The sequence below is a fragment of the Nocardia sp. NBC_00881 genome, from assembly GCF_045207455.1.
Taxonomy (GTDB): Bacteria; Actinomycetota; Actinomycetes; order Mycobacteriales; family Mycobacteriaceae; genus Nocardia.
In genome coordinates, this window is the sequence record NZ_CP108798.1 from 2,405,965 (window position 1) to 2,430,132 (window position 24,168).

Below are 24,168 nucleotides of genomic sequence, written 5' to 3' on the forward strand. Positions count from 1 at the left end.
CGCCCTTTTTCGGGCCGGCAGGGGCTAGAACATACCCGATGTTCGGTTAGCGCTGTGTGGGTCCGGCAGCCGATCGACCGATGACGATCTCGTCGGTCGGATCAGCGTCGCGCGTAGATCTCCGCCGGATGACAGCAACCAGCACGGCGGCAGCGGTAAGAATAGCGAACACTCGCTCCGGCGCGGGCCCAATTCGTGTCGCCAGCGTGTTGCTAGTACGCAGCGGGAGCTCCGCGACCAAGGCGGCAGGCACGAACAACGGGGTTTCCTGCCGCACGCTGCCGTCGGCGGCGATAATGGCGCTGACCCCCGAGGTGGCGGCCACGACCAGCGCCCTACCGTGCTCGACGGCACGGATGCGCGACATGGCCAACTGCTGGTAGGTCATCTCGCTGGCACCGAATGTCGCGTTGTTCGTCGGCACCGTGAGCAGTTGGGCGCCCGCGCGCATCGCGTCCTCGAACGAGCGGTCGAAGGCGACCTCATAGCAGGTGGCGACGCCGATGTCGACGCCGGCCGCACGCACCACGCCGTCACCGTCGCCCGGCACGAAGTATCCTGCCCGGTCGGCGTACTCCGAGAACAGCCGGAAGAAGCCGCGCATCGGGAGGTACTCGCCGAAAGGCTGGATGATCTTCTTGTCGTGCCGCTCACCCGGGCCGGCCGCGCCGTTCCACACGATCACGGAATTGGTCGTGGTCCGGTCGGAGTTCACCAGCACCGCACCGACCAAGATCGGTGCTCCGATCTGCTCGGAGGCCGAAGTGATCAGGGCGGCGGCATCAGCGTTGCGCAGCGGATCGATGTCCGAGGAGTTCTCCGGCCAGATGACCACGTCGGGTTTCGGCGCACGGCCCGCCGCGACGTCCCTGGCCAGCTCCTCGGTGCGCCGGACATGGTTGTCCAACACGGCGCGCCGCTGCTCGTTGAAGTCCAGCCCCAGCCGCGGCACACTGCCCTGGATCGCGGCGACCGTGATCGTCCGTTCGCCTTCTTCCGGACCAGGCAGCGTAGAACGAAGCAGCAGTCCGGCGGCGGGCATGATGACCAAAGCAATTGCCGCGGCGGCCGAACCGAGCCGTGTGACCACAGCCGGTGTATGGCGGGCGACCCCGCCCGACACCCCTGTCGTGGCGTCGACGGCGGCGTTCGTTCGGCGCACACCACCGGACGCCCGGCCCGACCACACTTGTCGCGCCAACGCGGCGGCCCCGGTTCCGGTGAGCGCTACAGCGAATCCCACCAGCGGCGCGCCGCCGACCGCGGCGAGCGGTAGGAACCATCCGTCGGCTTGGCCGAATGCCACACGGCCCCAGGGAAAACCACCGAAGGGAAAGCTGGACCTGGCCCACTCCGCCGTCGTCCAGGCCAGCGCGACCCACAGCGGCCAGCCCCGCAGTGCGCCGACAAGCCGGGCTACCAGGCCGAATACGCCCAGGTACACCGCGCAGACGGCGGACAGCGCCAGCCACGGCAGCGGCCCGACATAGATTCCGGTCCATGGCAGTAGCGGAACGAAAAAGCCCAGACCAGTGAGAAATCCGTAACCGAAGCTCGCGCGTAGACGTCCGTTCCCGCGCACGGTAAGGGTGAGCACCGCGATGCCCAAGGGTGCGAGGAACCACCACGGCCGAGGCGGGAAGCTCCCGAACAGCAGCAGCCCAGCGAGGATCGCCACAACCGACCGCGACAGCACCGGATACCGGCGCACCGCGATGGACACCGACCGCCATAGCCCTGCCGCTCGCTCACGCGGCCCCGCGCGCCATCGTTCACCCGGCATAGATCGTCGCTCCTCGGTGCACGGTGCGCAGACAGGTCGGCAGCGGTGAATCCGAATTCAGCGGTGGCAATCCCGGGACACGCGACCGCGGATCGGTGGACCAGCGCTGGACCGAATCCGCGGCTGCGGCGACGACCAACTCGGTGGCATCCCAGACTGCGTAGGACGCGGGAGCGCCGGGGACGAGGGTGCCTGCCACACCGTCCCGGACACCACCCGCACGCCAGGCACCGCGGGTAGCCGCAGTGAAGGCGGCACGCGGGGAGAGGCTGTGCCCCGATGTGCGGTGGGTGGCCGCGGCGCGCACCGCCGACCACGGGTCGAGCGCGGTGACCGGGGCATCGGAGCCGATCGCCAGGGCGACACCGGCGGAAGCCATGGCGGCGAAGGGGTTCAGCGTCGCGGCGCGGTCGGCGCCCAGACGCGCGGCGTACATGCCGTCCCGACCGCCCCATGCCGCGTCGAATCCCGGTTGCACGCTGGCGATCACGCCCCAGGCAGCGAGTTTTGCGATGTGCTCGGCGTCGATCAGCTCGGCATGTTCGACCCGGTGTCCGACGGCGGCGACAGCGGGACCGCCGAGTTCAGCGGCTACCCGGCCGAAACCGGTGACGATCGCGTCCATGGCGGCGTCGCCTATCGCGTGGAAGCCTGCCTGGATGCCCGCCGTCGTGCAGGCGCGGACATGGTCTGCGATGGCCTCGGCATCGAGATAGCTCCGGCCGGAACCGGACTCGTCGGCGTACGGTTCCCGCAGCCACGCAGTGTGCGAGCCGAAGGAGCCGTCTACGAAGAGATCGCCGCCCAGCGCATGCACGCCGAGATCATCGACCAGGGCGCGCGCCTGCTCGGCACTGCGCACCGCCTCGCCCCAGTACGCCCGGACCTCGACGCCGTGGTCGAACTCGAGCAGTCCACGAACGTCGTTCCGACTCGCGATCTCCGGGCCCGCACACTCGTGCACCGCGACGACGCCACGCGCCGCCGCGTGGTCCAGCGCCGCCGCGCGCGCCCGATCCCGTTGCGCCGCCGACAGACTCGCGAGTGCGGCGGTGCGCACAAGATGGTGGGCCGCGGCGCGCAAGGGCTCGCCGCGGGTGAACCCGTCGGTCGAGGCCAGCTCAGGGTGGGTATCCAGCAACGCCGAGGACGCCACGGCGGAGTGCGCGTCCACGCGCGAGAGGTAAACGTGCCGACCGGCACCCGCCGCCTCGTCGATCTCCTCGGTCGTGGGCGGCCGGCCCTCCGGCCACATGGTCTCGTCCCAGCCGTCCCCCAAGACGGCTCCCTCGGGCCGGGCGGTGGCGAACTCGCGCAGCAGTCGTAGACAGTGCTCCAGCGAACGGGCACCCGCAAGGTCGAGGCCCGTCAGCTTCAAGCCCAACGCGGTGACGTGCACGTGCGGATCGACGAACGCGGGAGTGACGAAGGCACCATCGAGGTCGATGATCTCCGCGTCCGGATGCAGCGCACGTCCCGGTTGTCCGGCGCCCAGCCACACCACGGTCCCGTCGGTCACCGCCATCGCGGTCGCGTCAGGTGAACTCGCGCTGTAGAAACGACCGCCGATCAGCAACTGGGTACTCACGAGGCACCAGTCTGCCGTATGTCCGACTCCGAGGTTCCGGTCAGCCGTTCAGTGCAGCGGCGGCGACAGATCCTCCGGCTGGGACAGCACCGCCATCACTTCCGCGTACTTCGGCGGCGCCTCGCCTGCTCCGCTCCGCACCGCGGAGGCGCAGCCCGCATCCACGGCGATCAGCTCCAGCCGCAACGCTGCGGCCGTGAAACCGGAAATCGACTGTCCCGCAGCGGCCGCCGCTTGTCGTACCGCGGCGGCCAGCTCCTCGCTCACCGTGACGGTGAGTTGCTCGGTGGCCATCGCGACACGATAGCCCTTCGGGCGGCGACGCGGAACCGGTCGTCGCGTCGCGGACTTCACAAGCTCACGGCCGGGTGAGCGCGCGCCGGGCGTTGCCCTGCCCGTCGTCGTACCACTGGTGCACCACGGCGCCGTCGATCACCTCGTCGCCGTCGATGACGACACCGCGGTAGGGCGCCGCGGTCGCGAGGCTGCCGAAGCGTCGCGCGGCGAACGCCGTGACCAGCGGACGCACCAGGAAACGCGTCGGAGGCAACAGCAGGAGCAGGCCGAACAGCGAGGTGACCAAGCCGGGTACGAACATCATGAACCCGCCGGCCGCGACAAGCGCGCCATCGGCGACAGCGGTGCCCGGCGCTATCTCGCCGCGACCGGCCCGCCGGAACTGCTCGAACACGCGCCGCCCCTGCGAGCCGACCAGCAGCATGCCCGCGGCGGACCCGGCGATCAGCAACAGGATGGTCGGTACGACACCGAGCAACTGACCGACCGCGACCAGCGCGGCGATCTCGACGATGACATACAGCACGAACAACAAGGCAGCCATGGCGATCCTTTCGGACGATCTACCCCTGTCAACGCCCGGCGGCCGCGTTTTTCTCCCGGATCAGCCTGATAGGAGGCTGAGATCCGGCCGCACATCAGCCGCCGGGACGCACCAACCCGGTCTCATAAGCCAGGACGACCGCCTGAACCCGGTCGCGTAGACCGAGTTTGGTGAGCACACGGCCCACGTGCGTCTTGACCGTGGCCTCCGACAAATACAGCTGCTCGGCGATCTCGGCGTTGGAGCGCCCGGCCGCGATCTGCTCGAGCACTTCGCGCTCGCGGGCGGTGAGGACCTCCAGCACGCCGGGGTCACGCATCCGCGCCGGATCCTCGGCGATGAGCCGTCCCAGCAGACGCTTGGTGACCTTGGGCGAGACCACCGCGTCACCGGCGGCGACGCTGCGGATAGCCGAGACCAGGTCCTCCGGCGGCGTGTCTTTCAGGAGGAATCCGCTCGCCCCCGCCCGCAGCGCACCAAGCGCGTGCTCATCCAGGTCGAAGGTCGTCATCACGAGCACCCGGCTACCGTGCCCGGCCTCCACGATGCGCATGGTGGCGGCGACCCCGTCGACTACGGGCATCCGCACATCCATCAGCACGACATCCGGCCGCAGTTCCGCCGCCTTGGTGACGGCAGCGGCACCGTTGGCCGCCTCGCCGATCACCTCGATGTCCGGGTGTGCGCCGAGCACCATTTTCAGCCCCATACGCATCAGTTCCTGGTCATCGACAACGAGAACGGTGATCGGCACGACCCCAATCTAACGGGCCGCTTCCGCGTCCCCCTGGACCTGCGGCGCTTCGAACCGGCCCACATGCCCGAACCCAAGTGTTGCCATAACCGGCTCCGCATGGGGCAAAGGTTCTGCAAGCCACCGTATCCCCGAGGACGCGACCGCGAATCATTCCCTCGGGCCGGACTGCAGCGGGATACTCGCGCGCACCCTCCAGGCGCCGTCGGAATGGCGGCCCGCGTCCAGGTTGCCGCCGAGCACGGCGACGCGTTCACGCATGCCGACCAGCCCGAGCCCACTGCCCTTGATCCGGTCGGCCGGTTCTCGCAGCGGCAGCCCGCCGGTGTCGGTGACGTCGATCAGAACGTCGGAGTCGGTGCGGCGGACGCGAACCCACGCCTTCGGGTGCGGGCCCGCGTGCCGCAGCGTGTTGGTCAGCGATTCCTGCACAATGCGATGCACGCCGAGGCTCACCTCGGGCGCGATGTCGTCGAGTTCGCCGGTCAGCTCGAGCTCCACGGCCAAGCCGGTGCCGCGCATCATCTCCACGACCTTGGCGATGCCCGCGGTGCCGTGCTGGGGCAGCTGGTCGGGCGCGTGCTCCGTGCGCAACAGCGCCACCGTCCTGCGTAGCTCCCGCAGCGCCTCACGGCCGGTGCTCGCGATGGTGGTCAGCGCCTGTTCCGCGGCATCCGGGTCTGAGCGCAGCGCGTATTTCGCGCCGTCGGCCTGCACGATGATCACGCTCACCGCGTGCGCGATCACGTCGTGCAGTTCGCGGGCGATGCGGGTGCGTTCAGCCGAGACGGCGTCGTGCGCGCGGCGCTCCTTGTCGTAGTCGGCGACCGCCAGCCGGGCGGCGACCTCGGTGTCGTAGGCGTGCCGCGCACCGATGAATTCCGCGAGCGTCCAGCACAGCGCGAAGAACATGACCGTGAAGATGATGTCGGACCCGGCGGGTACGGCGATCGCCGCGATCGACAGCGTGACGTCCACCACCAGTCCGAGCCCGTACCACAGCCCCTCGCGCCGCCCGACGTAGGCGACCAGCGTGTAGAGCATGATGCCCTGCGAGAACAGCGCGATGTGGTCGGGATGGTCAGAGGAAAGGAAGCCGACCAGTGACGCTGTCATCGACAGCGCGAGCGTGCAGACCGCCATGGATCTCGGGTATACCCGGCGCAACACGACCGGCAGCGGAAGCAGCACGCCGATGGCGAGATAGGCGATCTTGTTGTGCGCGTTGCCCACGCCGAGGATCTCGAGCAGCAGAAGCATCGCCGCCAGCACCGAATCGGCGATGATGGGTTTGCCGCGAAGCCACAGACTGAACCGACGCACGAGCTCAGCCTAGGTGCGTCCGGCTCGGGGCCTGGAACCTCGACCGCGCGGGACACATTGTCGCGGCTTATCAGGTGCGTCGAGAGCGCGCAGGGCCGCGACTCCCGGGTGGCATCGTCCGCCCCGCCGACGCGGGCGAAGCACACGGACGGCGGTCTGGTTGTCTGGCACGGTGGAGATCGGTGACTGGGCAGTTCTGTTGACGGCGGCGACGGCCGCCGGATGGGTGGACGCGGTGGTCGGCGGCGGCGGATTGATCATCCTGCCGACGTTGTTCCTGGTGGCGCCGGGCATCGCCCCGCAGACCGCGCTGGGCACCAACAAGCTCGCTGCGGTCGCGGGAACGAGCGCCTCGGTCGCGACCTTCGCGCGCAAGGTGCCGATGCGCTGGCGGGTCCTGCTGCCCGCCGCGGTGATCGCCGCGGTAACAGCCGGGATCGGCGCCGCCGCGGTCTCGCTGATCGACCGCGATCTGTTCATTCCGATCGTGATGGTGGTGCTCGTCGGTGTCGCCGTGTTCGTCACGCTGCGTCCGTCGATCGGTATCACGTTGGCCACGCACCCGCCGACGCGCCGCAAGGTCGTCCTCACGGTGGCGCTGGCGGCCGGGTTGATCGGGTTCTACGACGGCCTGCTCGGCCCCGGCACGGGAACGTTTCTGATCATCACATTCGCCACCCTGCTCGGCACCGAGTTCGTGCGAGCCGCCGCCATGGCGAAGGTGATCAACTGCGGCTCGAACATCGGCGCACTGATCTTCTTCGGTGTGACCAGCCACATCCTCTGGGTGCTCGGCGCGACGATGGCAGTGGGCAACGTGCTCGGCGCCGTCGTCGGCTCGCACATGGCGCTGCGCAAGGGCGCCGAGTTCGTGCGCATCGTGTTGCTGGTGGTGGTACTGGGGATGGTGATCCGTTTGGGGTGGCAGCAGTTCGGCTGATCAGCCGACAGGCTCGATGCGGTGGGACGCGAGCCACGGTTGCAGCACTCGCGAGGTCGTCTCGTAGATGCTCCGGTGCAGACGCTCACCGTCCTCCGCCCCTGCCACCGGCTGCTGGAACAACACCGTGAGCGCACCCGACACCGCACCGACGACCGCACCGACCAGCGCCGCGGCGCCGATCTCGTCGAGTTCGGCAGCGAACGCGACATGCAGCTGCCTGGCGATCTCGCGCTGCGCGACGAGCTGGGCGTACGCGGCCCGGCCGCTCACCGCAGGCACGGTCCGCGACACCTCGGCACGCAGCGCCGCGATCCGGGCGCTGAGGTCGTCGATCAGATGCTCGCCGGGGTTGTCGCCCGCTGCGCGCAGCGCGCGCAGCAACACCTCCACCGGACGTTCCCCCGGCCGCCTACCAGCGATCGCCGCGACCGCGTCACGCACCCGGTCATCGGACTCCGGGAAGAGCAGCTCCTCCTTACTCGCGAAGTAGTTGAAGAACGTGCGCGTGCCGACATCCGCCGCGGCGGCGATGTCCGCCACCGTGGTCTCCTCGTAGCCTCTCGCCTCGAACAACTCGGCTGCGGCCTCGAGGAGAGCTCGGCGGGTACGGTCGCGTTTGCGGTCACGGAGGGCGGATGGCGGCACGCGGGCACAGTACGGCATCCGGTAAGCAACGCGCGGTAGGCACGGTGTCGCGCGTGCCGTTCGTAGTGCGCCACTGGCTGATCCATGTGCCTGGCACGCGAGGCAAGATCGCACGCACGTATTCGAGCCACCGACACCCGCGCTCGGAGCGGCAACGACTAGGTTGGTGTGGGTGAGCATCGCGACTTCCAAGGATGTGGACGCCGAGTTCCTCGGCCTGCCACTGACCACGCTCGCCGACGCCGCCCTCACCGCGGCGACAGCGGCCGGCGCCGAGCACGCCGACCTGCGTGTGCACCGGTTGGTCACGCAGTCGATCCGGTTGCGCGACGGTCGCGTCGAGGCCGTCACCGACAGTACCGAGCTCGGGTTCGCCGTGCGCGTGATCGTCGACGGCACTTGGGGTTTCGCTTCCCACGCCGCGCTCGACCCGGGCACCGCCGCGGAGGTGGCCCGCACCGCGGTCACCGTCGCGACCACGATGCGCGCGCTCAACCGCGAACGCGTCGAACTCGCCGCCGAGCCGCGTTATGACGACGTGCGCTGGGTATCTGCTTACGACCTCGACCCATTCGGCGTGCCGACCGGCGAGAAGGTCGCTCTGCTCCAGGACTATTCGGAACGTCTGTCGCATGCCGACGGGGTCGATCACGTCACCGCGAGCGTGCTGCAGGTCAAGGAGCAAACCTTCTACGCCGACACCGCGGGATCCTCGATCACCCAGCAACGGGTGCGGCTGCATCCGAGTCTCGAGGCGATCACGGTGGACACGGCGGCGGGAGTGTTCGAGACGATGCGCACGCTGGCCGCGCCGGTGGGCCGCGGCTGGGAGTACGTCACCGGCGCGGACGGAACCTGGGATTGGGACGGCGAACTCGCCCACATCCCGGAATGGCTGGCCGAGAAGGTGAAGGCACCCAGCGTGCGGCCTGGGCCGACCGATCTCGTCATCGATCCGACCAACCTGTGGCTGACCATTCACGAATCCATCGGCCACGCCACCGAATACGACCGGGCGATCGGCTACGAATCCGCCTACGCCGGCACCTCGTTCGCGACGCCCGACCAGCTGGGCACGCTGCGCTACGGTACCCCGATCATGCACGTCACCGGCGACCGCACCGAAGCGCACGGCCTGGCCAGCGTCGGCTACGACGACGAGGGTGTCGCCGGGCAACGCTGGGATCTGGTGCGCGACGGCATCCTGGTCGGCTATCAGCTCGACCGAGTGTTCGCCCCGCGCCTGGGCCTGGAGCGTTCCAACGGCTGCTCGTACGCGGACTCGGCCCATCACGTGCCGATCCAGCGAATGGCGAATGTCTCGCTGAAACCCGACCCGGACGGCGACACCAGCACCGAGGAGCTGATCTCCCGGGTGGACGACGGCATCTACATCGTCGGCGACAAGTCGTGGTCGATCGACATGCAGCGCTACAACTTCCAATTCACCGGACAGCGGTTCTTCCGCATCCGTGACGGCAAGCTGGACGGTCAGCTGCGCGACGTCGCCTACCAGGCCACAACCACCGACTTCTGGGGCGCGATGGAGGCAGTCGGCGGACCATCGACCTGGCAGCTCGGCGGGGCGTTCAACTGCGGCAAGGCACAGCCTGGGCAGGTGGCGGCCGTGAGCCACGGCTGCCCGTCGATTTTGGTGCGCGGCATCAACATTCTGAACACCCGGACGGAGGCGGGACAGTGACCGACAATCTGATCCCCGCAGGTGCGGTCGTCGAGCGGGCGCTCGGGTTGTCGCGCGCCGACGAGGCGATGGTGATCGTCCGCGACGAGCACGAAGCTTCGCTGCGCTGGGCCGGGAACTCGATGACCACCAACGGGTCGTCGGTGGCGCGGACGTGGGCGATGATCTCGGTATTCCGCGAAGGGCCCACGCACGCCCGGGTCGGCATGATCGGCTCCTCCAGCGTGGACCCCGACGACATCGAGCCGGTGGTGCGCGCCAGCGAGGACGCCGCGCGCACCGCCGAGCCCGCCAGGGACGCCATGCCCCTACTGGAACCGGATGCCGCGCCCGACGACGACTGGGCCGCCGCACCGGGCAGCACCGGAATCGAGGTGTTCACCGACCTCGCCCACGACCTCGCCACCGGTTTCGACGGCGCCGACCGCCTCTACGGTTTCGCCCACCACCAGGTGCACACCACCTGGCTGGGCACCTCGACCGGCATCCGTCGCCGCTTCGTGCAACCGACCGGTTCGGTGGAGGTCAACGGAAAGCGCGGCGCGGGTACGGATCTGGCCAGCGGCTGGGTCGGGGTCGGGACCGCCGACTTCACCGACGTCGATGTGTCGGGCCTGCTCGCCGAGCTGTCCCGCCGCCTGGACTGGGCCAAGCGCAAGGTCGAGCTGCCCGCGGGCCGCTACGAAACCCTGATGCCGCCGTCCACCGTCGCCGACCTCATGATCTATATGGCCTGGGCGATGGAGGGTCGCGGTGCGCACGAGGGCCATACGGCGTTCGCGCGGGCGGGCGGCACCCGAATCGGCGAGCGTCTCACCGACCTTCCACTCACCCTCTACTCCGACCCGTACGCCACCGGGCTGGAATACCGCCCGTTCGTCGCGGCGCCCGCCTCGTCGGAGTCGATGTCGGTATTCGACAACGGACTGCCCGCCGAGCGAGTCGATTGGCTGCGCGAGGGCGTGATCGAATCGCTGGTCTACCCGCGCGCCACCGCCGCCGAATTCGGCGCCTCCACCACGGTTCCCGGTGAGAACCTGCTGTTGACCGGCGGGGCCGACGTCACCCTCGACGACATGATCGCCCGCACCGAGCGCGGCCTGTTGCTGACGACCCTGTGGTACATCCGCGAAGTCGATCCGGCGACGCTGCTGCTCACCGGCCTGACCCGCGATGGTGTGTACTTGGTCGAGAATGGCGAGGTCACCGCCGCGGTGAACAACTTCCGCTTCAATGAGAGCCCGCTGGATGTGCTGCGGCGGGCGACCGAGGCGGGCGCCACCGAAATCACTCTGCCGCGCGAATGGAAGGACTGGTTCACCAGAACCGCCATGCCGCCCTTGCGGATTCCCGACTTCCACATGTCGTCGGTCAGCCAGGCGACCTGAGCGGCGCAATCATCCCCGGAAGGTGGTGCGTTTCAGCTCGTCCTCCGGTGTAGTGCTGACCTTTCGAAACCGAACCCGTTGCCGCTGGAAGCTTCAGAGCCGGAAACCGATCAAGCGGCCAGGGTGATCTCGACGCCGATGGTGCCGGATTTCCCGCGGCGCAAGTTACTGACGAGAATGATCAGTGGCCCGGTGAGCCAGTACTTGCGCCGCAGTAGTTTGCGCACCCGCTCGGTCCCGTCGGCATCGAGGATGCGGCCGGTGCCCTCGACGACCTCGCCGTGCGGCTTGCCGGACGCGGTGCACGGCTGCAGGGTGACCGCAGGATTGCGGCGTAGCCGCTTGACCTTCCAGCTGTCGGTCACCGTCCAGACGTATAGCTTTCCGTTCTCGGCGACCGCCCACACCGCGGTGCCGACCGGGCTGCCATCCTTGCGGAAGGTGGTCAGCAACACATAGTCGGCTTCGGCGACGGCCGCCAGCGAGTTCGTCATGGGAGCAGCCTATCCGCCGCCCACGCCTGAGGCGCGCCGCTCTCCGCGCCGAGACACACCGACGCACCTGTTTCTTGTCGCGCCCGCGAGGAATTCTCCACGTCCGTTCTCCCCGCCATGAAACCCGACCTCGGCTCGGCTCGGCTCAGGCGAGAGAACACCGGACCTCGTGTCTTACTCGGGCAACTGGTACTCGCCCTTCTCCAGCCGTGCCAGCATGCCCTCGGTCCATCCCGACAGGTTCCCGAACACACCGCTCCACAGCTCCAGCAGATCTGTTGCGTGCGGCGCCTCGTAGCGCCCCGGGAAGGTCGGGATCATGTCGAGCAGGCTGGCCCGCACCTCCTCGCTGCGGCGGCGCTGTTCGCGCAACTTCTCGATAACGTGCGCTCGGGGCAGCGCGTCCATGAAGGCAATCCCCGCGCCCAGTTCCTCCATGTCGATGCTCACCAGCGCCTCGTCCATGAGCTTGCGGAACTCGACCTCGCCCTCCTCGGTCAACTCGAACAGCGTGCGCCCTGGTCCCTGGCTGCTGCCCTCGGTGCCGAACGCGCTCAGCTTTCCTTCCTGGGTGAGCTGTTTGAGCGCATGGTAAATGGATCCGGGTTTGACGTTCGTCCAGGTCTCCGCGCGCCAGGACAGCAACTCTCTGCGCACGGCGTAGCCGTAGGTGGGCTGATGAAGGCGCATCACCCCCAGCACCAACAGGCGCACGGCCGACATGGCAAGCCTCCTTCCCGATCGGAAACGCCATAGTAGTCAAGTTTGACTTCCCGACAAGAGAGACCCTAACCTGCAGCTAGTCAAAATTGATTACCGCGGGGGAATGGGAGGGCTCTATGGCCGACACAGCGGTACCGCAACTCTGGACCGGCGACCTGGCCGGCACGCTGGATTTCTACAAGACACTCGGCTACACCGTGACCCACGAGCAGACCCGCCCGTACGTCTACGGCGCGGTGCACGACCATGGTTGCGCCCTGCACTTCGTGCCCGCACCCAAGGACACCGCCCTGCCCACCGAGCACGTCGGCTGCCTGGTGATGGTCGATGACGTGGCGAGCAGACACCAGACGTTCACGGCGGCACTGCGCGCCCGCTACGGCAAGGTGCCCGCGAAGGGCTACCCGCGGATCACCCGCTTCCGGCCGGGTCAGAGCCGGTTCACCGTGGTCGATCCGGCGGGCAACGCCGTGATCTACATCCAGCACGACGAGCCCGAAGAGGTGGAATACGGCGGCTCGAAGGAGCTCGAGGGACTGGCCAGGGTATTGGACAACGCCCGCATCCTGCGCGACTTCAAGATCGACTACAAGGCCGCGTTCCGCGTACTCGAGGTCGGGCTCGGCCGGTTCCGCGGCGAGGCGTCCCGACTGGATCGAGCCAGGGCACTGGCGGCCCTCGCCGAACTTTCCGTCGCGACTGACGAGCCCGACCGCGCCGAGCAGTTCCGTGCCGAACTGCGCGCGATGGAGCTGTCCGACGAGGAACTGATTGCGGTCGCCGACGAGCTTCGCGCATCCGACGACCTCGCCGCCTGGCTGCGCGAGAAGTGACCCACGGGGCTGACGGCGTCACGCCGCGCGCGTCAGCACCTCCGGGCCGTCCTGGGTGATGGCCACCGTGTGCTCGGAATGCGCGGTGCGCGAGCCGTCCGCCGAGCGGATGGTCCAGCCGTCGGGATCGGTAACGATGCTGTCGGTCGTGCGCGCGAACCACGGTTCGATCGCAATGGTGAGCCCCGGCCGCAGGCGGTAGCCGCGGCCGGGGCGACCGTCGTTCGGCACATGCGGGTCTTCATGCATGGTGCGACCGAGGCCGTGTCCGCCGAATTCGGTGTTGACCGGATAGCCGTGGTCGCGCGCGACGGCGGAGATGGCGGCGGAGATGTCGCCGATGCGGTTGCCCGGCACCGCGACCGCGATGGCGGCGGCGAGGGCCTCCTCGGTCGCGCGGACGAGCCGCACATCCTCGACCGCCGCGGACCCGACGACGACCGAGGTCGCCGAGTCCGCAACCCAGCCATCGATCCCGACGGCGAGATCCATACTCAGCACATCACCGTCCCGCAGCACGTAGTCGAACGGAAGCCCATGCAGCACAGCGTCGTTCACCGAGAGACAGACGGTGTTGCGGAACGGCCCACGCCCGAACGAGGGCGTGTAGTCCCAATAGCAGGATTGCGCGCCGCGTTCGCGGATCCGCTCGCGCACGTGAGCCTCCAGCTCGAGCAGGTTCACCCCGACCCGCGCCCGCTCACGCAATTCCGTGAGCACGTCGGCGACGAAGCACCCCGCCACCCGCATCCGCGCGATCTCCGCGGGACTCTTCAACTCGACCATAGAACCCTCCAGTGCCGGTATTTTAATACCACCCTAGCGGCATTGGTATTTTAATACCATCTTGCGGTATAAAAACACCGCTCATACTCTGGTCGGATGGTCCGTCTCCCGTTGACCCCGGCGCAGATCGACGCAGGCCGCCGCCTCGGGTCCGCTCTGCGCACCGCCCGCGCCGATCGTGATCTCACCGAAGTCGCACGCGCGGCCGGGATTTCGCCGGAGACACTGCGCAAGATCGAGACCGGCAGACTTCCCTCCCCCGCCTTCGGCACCGTCGTGACGCTCAGCCAGGTGCTCGCACTCCCCCTTGACGATCTCGCCGATGCCTGGCGCTCGGCGGGGCTGGCCGAATCGGCCTGAGCGTCAGTCGCCGACAACCTTCTGATCGATCGCGATGCCGACGGAGGCGTCCGCCCCGCGTAGCAGCTTGTGCCCGCGAATGGCCAGCGTGCCTATGACGCCGTACTTGCGGGCAACCACGCCGCGTACGCGCTCGGTGCCGTCGGCGTCGAGGATCCGCGCGCTCCCTGCCAGCACCTCGTCCGCCTTCGGGCGGCCGCGTCCGTCGCACACCTGTAGTGCGACCTCCGGGTTGCGGCGGATGCGCTTCACCTTCCAGGTCTTCGGATTGGTCCAGACGACGATCCGGTCGCCGTCGGGCGCCACCCAGACGGGCGTCCCAACCGGCGTTCCATCCTTTTTGAAGGTAGTCAGCAGGACATATTTGCTCTGACTCATGTCGTTCCACGTCATAAGAAGCACGGTAGGCGCGCAAGCAGGCGAAGACATCCGACTACGGAACGGCTCAGTTCTACGCGTATGTACGGACGTATTCGATGCGGACCTTCGGTCCGGAACACACCGAGAGGGCGGTGGCGCGATCGATTTGCGCCATCGTTATCCGTGACAGGTGCGGAAGAATGCCTGCACATCCGCACCATGATCGCAGCTGGCAACCCGCTGCGATGACGAACTCACGGCGATCACCGCAGGGCTGGCGTGACCAACTGCTGCGCTCGGCGTAGATCCAGGGAGAGCGACTCGTTCCGGCGACCTAGCAGTGGGTTGGCAAAAGTTCGATCTTCGATACCCCCGGCAGCCGTTCCACCCGCTTGCTCAGATTCTGTTGCTCATGGTCGGTACCGCAGATGTCATAGTCGACAATCCAGGTGTTCGACGCACCGATTCGCCGCACGTCCAACGCCGTGACCCGGCAACGGGGCGTATCGAGTAGGTGCGCGATCCTCACCACACCCGCGAACCCATCTTCGACGGTTACGCGATACGTCACCGCCGTCCCGCCGTTCCCATGCCGACCGCGGGTGGCGGGCAGCCCGGGACGCTTCGTCGTTCTCAAAAGTTCCACCGGGGATTGCCGTTGAACCGCCGGGCCGAAGCCCGCTTGGTGTCGGTTGTCGAGGTCGTGCGGCTCGCGATTGACATCGTGGACTCCCGATCCGGTCATGTCAGCTTTCACCATCCTTTGGGGTTGTGACCGGATCACGGTGTGGTCGGGGTCTTGCGCTCTTGATTCGGAGCGCAAAATACGCGACACCATTCACTCCGCGCGCCGGACCCGTCGAGTGTGTCGCGCTTGGTCGAGAAGATCGTCAGGACATCTCGCAGATGATGCGGGTGGGCAATACCCGCAGACCGACTGCGAAAACTCACTACGGCGCCCCGCCGGCCGCCCACCGCCGAGCATCGATCCTGCTCACCCTCGACCAAGAACTTCTGGTGCGACGCAAGTTCTGTTATCGGCGCCCAACGCCAGGCCGAGCAGCAGCGCGGACTGCAGCACAGCTTCTGGCCGATCGAGCTGCCGCCCCACCGTGGCTGTGTGTCGGCAGCAGCGGCACTTGCGAACAGCTTTCCGGCAGCGAACGATTAACTGTGCGGCGGCTGCGTTCGCGGGCCGTGTGGTCGCGCACCCTCGGTGGACCACGACGCGTTGGCCGCCGCGATATTGCGGGGTGATCGCGCCACACGAGGAGGGTTCGATGTTCATCCAAGTCATTCAAGGCAAAGTCTCCGATGTCGACGGACTACGTCGATGCATGGATCGGTGGACCGAGGAACTGCAACCGGGAGCTGTCGGCTACCTCGGAACGACCTGGGGACTGTGCGACGACGGAACATGCATAGCGTTGGCAAGATTCGAGTCCGCGGACGCGGCGCGACGGAATAGTGAGCGCCCGGAGCAAAGCGCATGGTGGGCCGAGACCGAAAGATGTTTCGACGGGCCTGTCACATTCATGGACTGCTCCGAGGTCACACAGTGGATGGGCGGCGGCTCCGACCAGGCCGGCTTCGTGCAGATCATGGAGGGCCATACTCGCGACGCAGGCCGAATGCGCGAACTGGAGACGCAAGCCAGCGATCGTTTACACGAGGTCCGCCCAGAGATTCTCGGCGGCACCTTGGCGACATACGGCAGCGACGGATTCGTCGAGGCGGTGTACTTCTCTTCCGAAGCCGAAGCTCGCGCCCACGAGAAGATGGAGATACCCGACGATCTGAGGTCGCTGTTCGAGGAGGAGAACCAGCTCATGCGCGAGGTCACATACTTCGACTTGCATGAGCCGATGCTGGTGTCGCCACGAAGGTAGCGGGCACCCGGTCCAGCAACCCGAGGAGTCAGGGTGCCCACTCCAGAATCGATCGGGCCGCCACGCGGGCCGCGGCGGGATCGGCGGCGACCAGCGCCGCGGCCGCGGCGCGCTCGCAGTTCTCTCGGGTGACCGCCGACAATCCCGCACCCACCGCGGCGATCGCACTCGCGGCCGCGGACAGGGATCCGACGCCGAGACCGACCAGGACACACGCCAAAGCCGGGTCGGCCGCGGCTTCACCGCACACCCCGACCGGCTTGCCGAGGGTTCGCCCCGCGGCCGCGGTGTGCGCGACAAGAGACAACACCGCCGGCTGCCAGGGGTCGGTAAGGGCGGCAAGTGCCGGAGACATCCGGTCGGCGGCCATCGTGTATTGCGCAAGGTCGTTGGTGCCGACGGACAGGAAGTCGACGTGCCGGAGAATCGACTCCGCGGTCAGCGCGGCGGCGGGCACTTCGATCATCGCACCGGGCACCAACCCGCGCTGCCGAACTTTCGCGGCGAAGGATTCCGCTTCGGCCGCGGTCGAAATCATCGGCGCCATGACCCACGGAACAGGCCGGCGGCCGACTGCGGCTCGCGCGATGGCATCCAGTTGCCGGTCGAGGATGCCACTGTCCCGGGCGGCGATGCGGATCCCGCGCACCCCGAGCGCGGGATTCGCCTCGTCGGGATGGTCGGCGAACCGCAGCGGCTTGTCCGATCCGGCGTCGAGGGTCCGGATCACCACTTTCGCTCCGGAATACGCGTCGAGTACGGCACGGTAGATCTGCTCCTGCTCGGACACGCTCGGTTCGGTTTCCCGGTCCAAGAAACACAATTCGGTGCGAAACAGACCCACACCCTCGGCCGGTGTCCGGCGCGCCGCGCGGGCCCCGGCGCCGTCTTGGACGTTCACCAGGACCTCCACGCGGTGACCGTCCGCGGTGGTACCTGGCCCCGTCCAAGCAGCGTCGCGGGTGGCGCGTGCACGGAACTCCTCGAGCGCCTGTGCCGCGAGGCGGGGATCTGGATCGACGACGACTTCACCGGATGAACCATCCAACAGCACCCCCGCGCCCGCCTCGACCTCATCGAGCCCGGCGACCGCGACGACACAGGGAATGCCTAGCTGGCGCGCGATGATCGCCGTATGGCTGGTGGGCCCGCCCAGCGACGTCGCCAAACCGATGATGAGCGTCGGATCGAGTCCGGCCGCATCCGCCGGAGCCAGGTCGTCCGCGAGCAGGATCGCCGGCCGCGCGGGTACCGGAATTCCGGGCTCCGGCACGCCGGCCAGCTCCGCGACCACCCGGTCGCAGACGTCCCGCAAGTCCGTGACGCGCTCGGCCATCAGGCCGCCGAGTTTCGTGAACACCTCCGCGAACTGGTCCGTGGCCGCGACCGCTGCCGCCCGGGCGGGCGTGCCCGCTGCGATCAGTTTCTCGGCGGCGCCGAGCCAGCCACGGTCGGTGGCCATCGCGGCGTCAGCCGTGAGCACCTCCGCCGCGGCGCCGCTGGCGCGCGCGGCGCGTTCCCGCAATCGAGCGGCAACGGTGGTCGCCGCGGCATGGAACGCGGATAGCTCTGATGCCCGATCGGGCTCTGGAACCAGGTCCTTCGACACCTCGACGCTCAGTCGCGGAATTGGACGGACCGCGGCCGCGAGCGCGACCCCGGACACCGCCGGAGTACCGCGCAGCACCATGGATCCTGCCTTTACCTGCAACGACCTGGTCATCCGCCGTCTCCTCCGCGCCATTGCCGAGCAAGTCCCGTTTCATACTCGCCCCACTTCCGATGTGATCCAGAATACTCGAACACCTTGACAAAGCAACACATACAGATATAAAACAACATAAATCAACATCAAGCCCGGGAGGATCGGATGTACGCCGAGGAACGGCAGCAGGCCATCGCCACGCTGGTCGGGCAACGGGGGCGGGTGTCGGTCACCGATCTGTCCGAGCAGTATGGCGTCACCACCGAAACCGTGCGGCGTGATCTCGCGGCGCTCGATCGGATGGGGCTGATCCGACGGGTGCACGGCGGCGCGGTGCCCGCCGCCGCACTGACCGCGATCGAACTCGGCACCGGCGAACGCGAACACAGCCACGCCGCGGAGAAGGACCGCATCGCCAAAGCGGCATTGGAATTCCTTCCGCCGACCGGCGGCAGCGTCCTGTTCGACGCGGGCACCACCACCGCGCGCGTCGCCGCGCTACTGCCGACGGATCGAGAGCTCGTCGCGGTGACCAATTCGGTTCCGATCGCGGCCCGGCTCAGCGGGCACGCCGCGGTGCGGTTGCATCTGCTCGGCGGGCGAGTCCGTGGCGTCACCCAGGCCGCCGTCGGACCGGAAACCCAGCGCATGCTCGGCGAGCTACGCGTCGACGTCGCGTTCATCGGTACCAACGCGCTGACCTCCGGACACGGCCTGTCCACGCCGGATATCGACGAGGCCGCGGTCAAACGCGTCATGGTCGCCAGTGCGCATCGCGTAGTCGTCGTCGCCGACTCGAGCAAGGTCGGCCGGGAGGATCTCGTGCGATTCGCGGCCATCGAGGACATCGACGCCCTGGTCACCGACACCGACCTGGTGCCATCGGTGCGCAACGAGCTCACCGAGTACGGCATCGAGGTGGTCACCGCATGATCCTCACGCTGACCGCCAATCCCAGCATCGACCGCACCGTCACCCTGACCGGACCGCTGCACCGCGGCGCGGTCCATCGCGCCGCCGCGGTGAGCTCGCATCCCGGCGGCAAAGGCGTCAACGTATCGCGCGTGATCGCCGCGGCCGGCCATGCCACCATTGCCGTGCTACCCGGCAACGAAGGAGATCCGCTGCTGCGGGAACTCACCGACGCGGGCATCGCGTACCGCGCCGTAGCGACATCCGGCTCCGCCCGGACCAATCTCACGGTCGCGGAAGTCGACGGAACCACCACGAAGATCAATGAACCCGGGACCGCACTGACCGCCGCGTGCACGGAGGCACTGGCCGAGTCGCTCGACAGTCTCGCGGCCGCCGCGTCCTGGGTGGTGCTGTCGGGCTCGCTGCCCCCGGGGGTGCCCGCCGACTGGTACGTCAGGCTACTCCGCCGGTTGCCGGGGATCCCGGTGGCGGTCGACGCCTCCGATGGCCCGCTGCAGGCGCTCGCTGCCGAATTCGGCTCGGCCCCACCGCGATTGCTGAAACCGAACACCGACGAGCTGGCCCAGATCACCGTTGGCAACCCCACCGACCTGGAGGATCCGATTGCCGCCGCCCACGCCGCCGCGACCCTGGTCGACCGCGGTGTCGGTGCGGTACTCGCGACGCTCGGCAAGGCCGGAGCGGTACTGGTGACGGACGAGGGCGCCTGGTTCGCGGCGGCGCCGCCCGTCACACCGCGCAGCACCGTCGGCGCGGGCGACTCGTCGCTGGCCGGCTATCTACTCGCCGAATTCGACGGCGCCGGACCGGCCGAGCGGTTGCGACACGCCGTCGCGTACGGCAGCGCCGCCGCCGCGCTACCCGGCACCGGCCTACCCGGCCCGCACGACATCGACCTCGACGCCGTTTCCGTGACGGCGCTGGATTCTCTGCACTACAGCTAGAAGGAGGCCACAGTGGCCGACTCGATCATCACCCAGGACCTGATCACCCTCGACGTCGATCTCGGCACCGGCAAAGAATCGGTGATCGCCGCGCTCGCCGAACGCCTGGCCGGCGTCGGCCGCGCGGCCGACGCCACGGCTCTGCGCGACGCCGCGCTGGCACGTGAATCCCAATCCGCGACCGGCCTTCCCGGCGGCATCGCGATTCCGCACTGCCGCGCCGGGACCGTCATCACGGCGTCGGTCGCGTTCGCCCGGCTCGCTCCGTCGGTCGATTTCGGCGCCCCGGACGGCCCTGCCGACCTCGTCTTCCTGATCGCGGCGCCGGAGGGGGCCGGCGCCGAGCACATGAAGTTACTGTCGAGTCTGGCTCGGGCACTGGTCAAACCAGAGTTCGTCGGTGACCTGCGCGCTGCGGCCACGGCCGCCGACATCGTGACCCTGGTGGAGGCCGTGTTCGGCCCGCCGAGTCCAGCGACGGGCTCGCAGCACACACCCACCGCAGCCGATGCCGCACCGGCTAGCACGACCACGGCGGCCGAGGGCGAGGAGCAAGGCGCCGAGCGGGCGATCGTGGCGGTCACCGCCTGCCCGACCGGTATCGCGCACACCTATATGGCCGCCGACTCCCTGGTCGCCGCGGGTAAACGCGCCGGGGTGACGGTGCACGTGGAAACTCAGGGTTCGAGCGGCAGTACTCCACTCGGCCACGCGACCATCGCGGCCGCCGCCGCGGTCATCTTCGCCACCGACGTCGGAGTGCGCGGGCGCGACAGATTCGCGGGCAAGCCTGTCGTGGAATCCGGGGTCAAACGAGCGATCAACGAACCCGATGGCATGATCGCCGATGCGCTCCGCGCCGCGGACGATCCCGCCGCAGCGACCGTCGCCGATTCGGAGTTCGGCGAAAAGCCCTCCACCGCACCGGCTCCCGGCGCCATCGGGTGGGGCACTCGGCTGCGGCAGATCCTGCTGACCGGCGTCAGCTACATGATCCCGTTCGTCGCGGCGGGCGGCCTGCTCATCGCGCTCGGCTTCCTACTCGGCGGCTACGAGATCTCCGAGAAGGCCAAGTCCATCGTCCTGGACAACTCGCTCGGCGCGCTGCCCGACGGCGGTCTGGCCATCTACCTCGGTGCGGTCATGTTCCAGCTCGGCTCACTCGCCTTCGGCTTCCTGGTCCCCGCACTGGCCGGCTACATCGCTTTCGCCATCGCCGACCGGCCGGGCCTCGCACCCGGATTCACCGCCGGAGCGGTCGCGGTCTTCGTCGGCGCCGGGTTCCTCGGCGGTCTGGCGGGTGGAGTGATCGCCGGATTCGCGGCCCTGTGGATCGCGAAACTCGCTGTCCCACGGTGGGCCAGGGGGCTGATGCCGGTCGTGGTGATCCCGCTGTTCGCGTCGCTGGTCGTCGGCGCGGTGATGTTCATCGTGCTCGGCAAACCACTCGCCGCCGCGACCACCGGACTCACCAACTGGCTCAATGGCCTGTCCGGCACGTCGGCGGTGTTCCTTGGCATCATCCTCGGGTTGATGATGTGCTTCGACCTCGGCGGACCGGTCAACAAGGCCGCCTACTCGTTCGCCGTCGCCGGTCTCAGCGTCACCGACACCGCCTCCCTGCGCATCATGGCCGCCGTCATGGCCGCCGGCATGGTGCCGCCGCTGGCCATGGCGCTGGCCACTACGATCAGGCCCGGCCTGTTCACCACCGCCGAACGCGAAAACGGCAAGGCCGCGTGGCTGCTCGGCGCGTCCTTCATCTCCGAAGGCGCGATCCCCTTCGCCGCCGCCGACCCGCTGCGCGTCATCCCATCCATGATGGCGGGCGGCGCCGTGACCGGAGCGCTGATCATGACCACCGGCACTACGCTGAGCGCACCGCACGGCGGCATCTTCGTCTTCTTCGCCGTGGGCCACCTGCTCTGGTTCCTCGCCGCACTGGCTGCCGGAGCGGTCGTCGGAGCACTCTGCGTCACGGTGGCCAAAGAACTCGTCCGGTCTCGTCCTGCCACCTCCCCCGTAACCGTCACCGCTGCATAAACCCGTCCCACAAGGAGTTCCACCATGGCACACGCGACCGTCGCAGTCGGCTCGTCCATCGGTCTGCACGCCCGCCCCGCCAACATCATCGCTGAAGTCGTTCAGGCAGCGGGCGTTCCCGTGACGCTGTCCGTCGTCGGCGGCGAGCCCGTCGACGCAGGTTCAGCGCTCATGATCATGACCCTCGGCGCTACCAAGGGCACCGCGGTCGTGGTCACCAGCGACGACCAGGTAGTCCTGGACAAGGTCGCCGAACTGGTCGCCGCCGATCTCGACGCCTGAGTGCCGAGTCCGCGGTCGCCTAGGCGGTGGCCGTGCGGGCCCAATTCGGCCGAGAATGGTGAGATGACGGCACGGCGTACCGAGTATGTGGCCGCCGATTCGGTGGCCACACGATGGGAAGCGCTGCCCGCGCGATCGGACGCACGCTCCTGGACGGATCCGGTGTGGTATGCCGCCTACGGCTCGAACATGAGCTTGACACGGTTGCGCACCTATCTGCGCGGTGGCAAGCCTGAAGGCGGAGCGCTGACCCTGCCCGGCTGCCGCGATCGAACCGACCCGATCCGCTCGGTGCCCTTACTGCTCCCCGGCCTGTTGTACTTCGCCACCGAATCGCTGACCTGGACCGGTGGCCGAGCCTTCTACGACCCGGCCGGCCGGAGCGAGATCGCCGTGCACGCCCATCTCGTCACCGCCGCCCAGTTCTCCGACATCGTGGCCCAGGAGATGTACCGCGCCCCCGGCGCCGACCTGGATTTGGTCAAGGTGATCGATAGTGGCACAACGGCACTCGGGCCCGGCCGGTACGAAACCTTGGTCCGCGCCGGAACACACGAAAGCCATCCCATCCTGACCTTCACGGCACCCTGGCGCTACCGCGACCTACCCGGCAACCCGCCCTCCCCCGCCTACCTCCGACACCTCGCCACCGGCCTGTCCGCCGCACATCACTGGACCACCGCGACCACCGCGGCCTACCTCGCGACCCGCCCCGGTGCGGACCGCCGATGGACACCCGACTCCGTCGATGCGCTCCTCCGCGCGGATTTGTAGGGCTGACCGCTTTCAGCGCACTGGCGTCGGCGGTGTCGCGCAGCTACGGCGACTGGCCCCGAAACCGCCGTTCACAGCGCGGCGACGAGAGCGGCGCTCTCGCGGGCGCAACCGTAGCCGATGGTGATGCCGGAACCGCCGTGGCCGTAATTGTGGATCACGGGGATGCCGGGCAGCGCTGAGGTGTCGAGTTCGAGCCGGACTTCGCTGCGGCCGGGGCGCAGACCGACGAGGGTTTCCAGAACTCGACTGTCGGCCAAGGCGGGGGCCAGGTCGCGGCAGCGCGCCAGAATCGACCGAGTCAGTTCGGCGTTCGGAGTGGTGTCCCACTCGCCGAGGTCCAGAGAGCCGCCGAGAACGCAGTCGTTCGCGCGGGGGTGGACGTAGGCGCGACCGAGCGGGTGGGCCTCGTCGCGCAGCGACATCGATAGCCCCGGGTTCGCGACGCGCACGATCTGGCCGCGGATCGGATACACCTCGGGGTCGTCGACGAGTTCGGCGGCGCGCAGTCCCGCGCAGTTGATCACCACGTCCGGGCACAGGTCGCCGAGGTCGTCGAGCCGGTGAATGGTGCGCAACACCCACCGCGCCCCGGCCGCGTCCACCTGGTCGCGCAGATACGGCAGGTAGGTCGGCATCTCCACCAGCGGAACAGCGAACCGGAAGCCGAAGGAGTAGCCGCGCGGCAATTCAGCCTGGTCGGCGACGCGGAAGGAACGGACCGACCGCGACCACACGGGGATCGCGGGCTCGCCTCGGTAGAGCGCCGTGGATTCGCACATCCGCACGCCCGGCGTGCCCGCCGCGGCCAAGACCGCCAAATGCTCGAATGTCGTTTCGCTCCATGCTCGAACGCGTTCGACCGGGCCCGCCGCAGTCGGAAACCAGACGGCGGCGGCCAGGAAAGAGGTCGTCGCCGTGATCGGCTCGGCGCTGACAATCGTGACGTCGTGCTTGTCACGCAGCAGTTCCGCCGCGGTGGAAAGACCCGAGATGCCCGAACCGAGGACGACGATCCGCATGCGACGAACCTATCGTCGGACTCGGTGCGGCGGCATTTCCGCAGCACCGT

General features: G+C 68.5%; 25 protein-coding genes. 11 read left to right on the forward strand and 14 right to left on the reverse strand.

The features are described 5' to 3' along the window. Positions 1-46: 46 nt before the first annotated feature. The 6 genes from lnt to OH799_RS09250 all read right to left on the reverse strand — a co-directional run bounded on the left by lnt (position 47) and on the right by OH799_RS09250 (position 6,289). A complete protein-coding gene (lnt, locus tag OH799_RS09225) occupies positions 47-1,783 on the reverse strand; it encodes an apolipoprotein N-acyltransferase (RefSeq protein ID WP_406277911.1) in 1,737 nt (578 codons plus the stop codon). Beyond that, positions 1,773-3,371, reverse strand: coding sequence for an amidohydrolase (locus OH799_RS09230; protein WP_406277914.1), 1,599 nt, complete (start codon positions 3,369-3,371; stop codon positions 1,773-1,775). Before OH799_RS09230 ends, lnt begins: the two co-directional genes overlap by 11 nt. A 48-nt stretch (positions 3,372-3,419) precedes the next feature. Next, positions 3,420-3,665 (reverse strand): hypothetical protein, encoded by a 246-nt coding sequence (locus OH799_RS09235; protein ID WP_406277917.1) that lies wholly within the window; start codon positions 3,663-3,665, stop codon positions 3,420-3,422. Positions 3,666-3,729: 64 nt separating this feature from the next. Further along, positions 3,730-4,212 carry an FxsA family protein gene (locus tag OH799_RS09240; RefSeq protein ID WP_406277920.1) on the reverse strand — a complete coding sequence of 161 codons (483 nt, stop codon included), beginning with the start codon at positions 4,210-4,212 and terminating at the stop codon, positions 3,730-3,732. Positions 4,213-4,306: 94 nt separating this feature from the next. Further along, a complete protein-coding gene (locus OH799_RS09245) occupies positions 4,307-4,966 on the reverse strand; it encodes a response regulator transcription factor (RefSeq protein WP_327118193.1) in 660 nt (219 codons plus the stop codon). A 150-nt stretch (positions 4,967-5,116) separates the two neighbouring features. Then, a complete protein-coding gene (locus OH799_RS09250) occupies positions 5,117-6,289 on the reverse strand; it encodes a sensor histidine kinase (RefSeq protein ID WP_406277924.1) in 1,173 nt (390 codons plus the stop codon). Between the two features lie 172 nt (positions 6,290-6,461). On the opposite strand from OH799_RS09250, the gene OH799_RS09255 reads away from it, so the two are divergent. After that, positions 6,462-7,229, forward strand: a complete 768-nt coding sequence (locus OH799_RS09255; RefSeq protein WP_406281932.1) for a TSUP family transporter — start codon at positions 6,462-6,464, stop codon at positions 7,227-7,229. On the opposite strand, the gene OH799_RS09260 is transcribed toward OH799_RS09255, so the two are convergent. Further along, positions 7,230-7,877 carry a TetR/AcrR family transcriptional regulator gene (locus OH799_RS09260; RefSeq protein WP_406277927.1) on the reverse strand — a complete coding sequence of 216 codons (648 nt, stop codon included), beginning with the start codon at positions 7,875-7,877 and terminating at the stop codon, positions 7,230-7,232. 172 nt (positions 7,878-8,049) lie between these two features. Between OH799_RS09260 and OH799_RS09265 the strand changes: the two genes are divergently transcribed. Both OH799_RS09265 and OH799_RS09270 read left to right on the forward strand, forming a co-directional pair. Continuing rightward, entirely contained in the window at positions 8,050-9,579 is a 1,530-nt protein-coding gene (locus OH799_RS09265) for a TldD/PmbA family protein (RefSeq protein ID WP_406277930.1), read from the forward strand. Between the two features lie 68 nt (positions 9,580-9,647). Then, on the forward strand, positions 9,648-10,967 hold the full coding sequence (locus tag OH799_RS09270) for a metallopeptidase TldD-related protein (protein ID WP_406281935.1): 1,320 nt from the start codon (positions 9,648-9,650) through the stop codon (positions 10,965-10,967). Between the two features lie 110 nt (positions 10,968-11,077). On the opposite strand, the gene OH799_RS09275 is transcribed toward OH799_RS09270, so the two are convergent. Both OH799_RS09275 and OH799_RS09280 read right to left on the reverse strand, forming a co-directional pair. Then, the gene (locus OH799_RS09275; protein WP_406277933.1) at positions 11,078-11,461 is read right to left on the reverse strand and encodes a PPOX class F420-dependent oxidoreductase; all 384 of its coding nucleotides are present in this window, start codon (positions 11,459-11,461) and stop codon (positions 11,078-11,080) included. A 174-nt stretch (positions 11,462-11,635) separates the two neighbouring features. Continuing rightward, positions 11,636-12,184, reverse strand: coding sequence for a PadR family transcriptional regulator (locus tag OH799_RS09280; RefSeq protein WP_406277936.1), 549 nt, complete (start codon positions 12,182-12,184; stop codon positions 11,636-11,638). Positions 12,185-12,300: 116 nt separating this feature from the next. On the opposite strand from OH799_RS09280, the gene OH799_RS09285 reads away from it, so the two are divergent. Continuing rightward, positions 12,301-13,017 (forward strand): glyoxalase, encoded by a 717-nt coding sequence (locus OH799_RS09285; RefSeq protein WP_406277939.1) that lies wholly within the window; start codon positions 12,301-12,303, stop codon positions 13,015-13,017. A gap of 18 nt (positions 13,018-13,035) precedes the next feature. On the opposite strand, the gene map is transcribed toward OH799_RS09285, so the two are convergent. Next, on the reverse strand, positions 13,036-13,803 hold the full coding sequence (gene map, locus OH799_RS09290) for a type I methionyl aminopeptidase (protein ID WP_406277942.1): 768 nt from the start codon (positions 13,801-13,803) through the stop codon (positions 13,036-13,038). A 96-nt stretch (positions 13,804-13,899) separates the two neighbouring features. On the opposite strand from map, the gene OH799_RS09295 reads away from it, so the two are divergent. Then, positions 13,900-14,163, forward strand: a complete 264-nt coding sequence (locus tag OH799_RS09295; RefSeq protein WP_357262219.1) for a helix-turn-helix transcriptional regulator — start codon at positions 13,900-13,902, stop codon at positions 14,161-14,163. Between the two features lie 3 nt (positions 14,164-14,166). Here the strand turns inward: OH799_RS09295 and OH799_RS09300 are convergent, their stop codons facing one another. Next, positions 14,167-14,556, reverse strand: a complete 390-nt coding sequence (locus OH799_RS09300; RefSeq protein WP_406277945.1) for a PPOX class F420-dependent oxidoreductase — start codon at positions 14,554-14,556, stop codon at positions 14,167-14,169. Between the two features lie 301 nt (positions 14,557-14,857). Next, complete coding sequence (locus OH799_RS09305; protein ID WP_406277948.1) at positions 14,858-15,160, reverse strand: hypothetical protein; 303 nt, start codon at positions 15,158-15,160, stop codon at positions 14,858-14,860. A 643-nt stretch (positions 15,161-15,803) separates the two neighbouring features. On the opposite strand from OH799_RS09305, the gene OH799_RS09310 reads away from it, so the two are divergent. Next, positions 15,804-16,412 (forward strand): hypothetical protein, encoded by a 609-nt coding sequence (locus OH799_RS09310; RefSeq protein WP_406277951.1) that lies wholly within the window; start codon positions 15,804-15,806, stop codon positions 16,410-16,412. 28 nt (positions 16,413-16,440) lie between these two features. Here OH799_RS09310 and OH799_RS09315 read toward each other — a convergent pair whose 3' ends face one another. Next, positions 16,441-18,135, reverse strand: a complete 1,695-nt coding sequence (locus OH799_RS09315; RefSeq protein WP_406277954.1) for a putative PEP-binding protein — start codon at positions 18,133-18,135, stop codon at positions 16,441-16,443. A 147-nt stretch (positions 18,136-18,282) separates the two neighbouring features. Between OH799_RS09315 and OH799_RS09320 the strand changes: the two genes are divergently transcribed. The 5 genes from OH799_RS09320 to OH799_RS09340 all read left to right on the forward strand — a co-directional run bounded on the left by OH799_RS09320 (position 18,283) and on the right by OH799_RS09340 (position 23,096). Then, a complete protein-coding gene (locus OH799_RS09320) occupies positions 18,283-19,050 on the forward strand; it encodes a DeoR/GlpR family DNA-binding transcription regulator (protein ID WP_406277957.1) in 768 nt (255 codons plus the stop codon). Beyond that, positions 19,047-19,997 (forward strand): 1-phosphofructokinase family hexose kinase, encoded by a 951-nt coding sequence (locus OH799_RS09325; RefSeq protein WP_406277960.1) that lies wholly within the window; start codon positions 19,047-19,049, stop codon positions 19,995-19,997. The genes OH799_RS09320 and OH799_RS09325 overlap by 4 nt, the downstream gene beginning before the upstream one ends. Positions 19,998-20,009: 12 nt before the next feature. Beyond that, positions 20,010-22,040, forward strand: coding sequence for a fructose-specific PTS transporter subunit EIIC (locus OH799_RS09330; protein WP_406277962.1), 2,031 nt, complete (start codon positions 20,010-20,012; stop codon positions 22,038-22,040). Positions 22,041-22,064: 24 nt separating this feature from the next. Beyond that, positions 22,065-22,322, forward strand: coding sequence for an HPr family phosphocarrier protein (locus OH799_RS09335; protein ID WP_406277965.1), 258 nt, complete (start codon positions 22,065-22,067; stop codon positions 22,320-22,322). 63 nt (positions 22,323-22,385) lie between these two features. Next, on the forward strand, positions 22,386-23,096 hold the full coding sequence (locus OH799_RS09340) for a histone deacetylase (protein WP_406277968.1): 711 nt from the start codon (positions 22,386-22,388) through the stop codon (positions 23,094-23,096). Positions 23,097-23,167: 71 nt separating this feature from the next. Here OH799_RS09340 and OH799_RS09345 read toward each other — a convergent pair whose 3' ends face one another. Next, on the reverse strand, positions 23,168-24,118 hold the full coding sequence (locus tag OH799_RS09345; protein ID WP_406277971.1) for an FAD-dependent oxidoreductase: 951 nt from the start codon (positions 24,116-24,118) through the stop codon (positions 23,168-23,170). Positions 24,119-24,168: the final 50 nt, after the last annotated feature.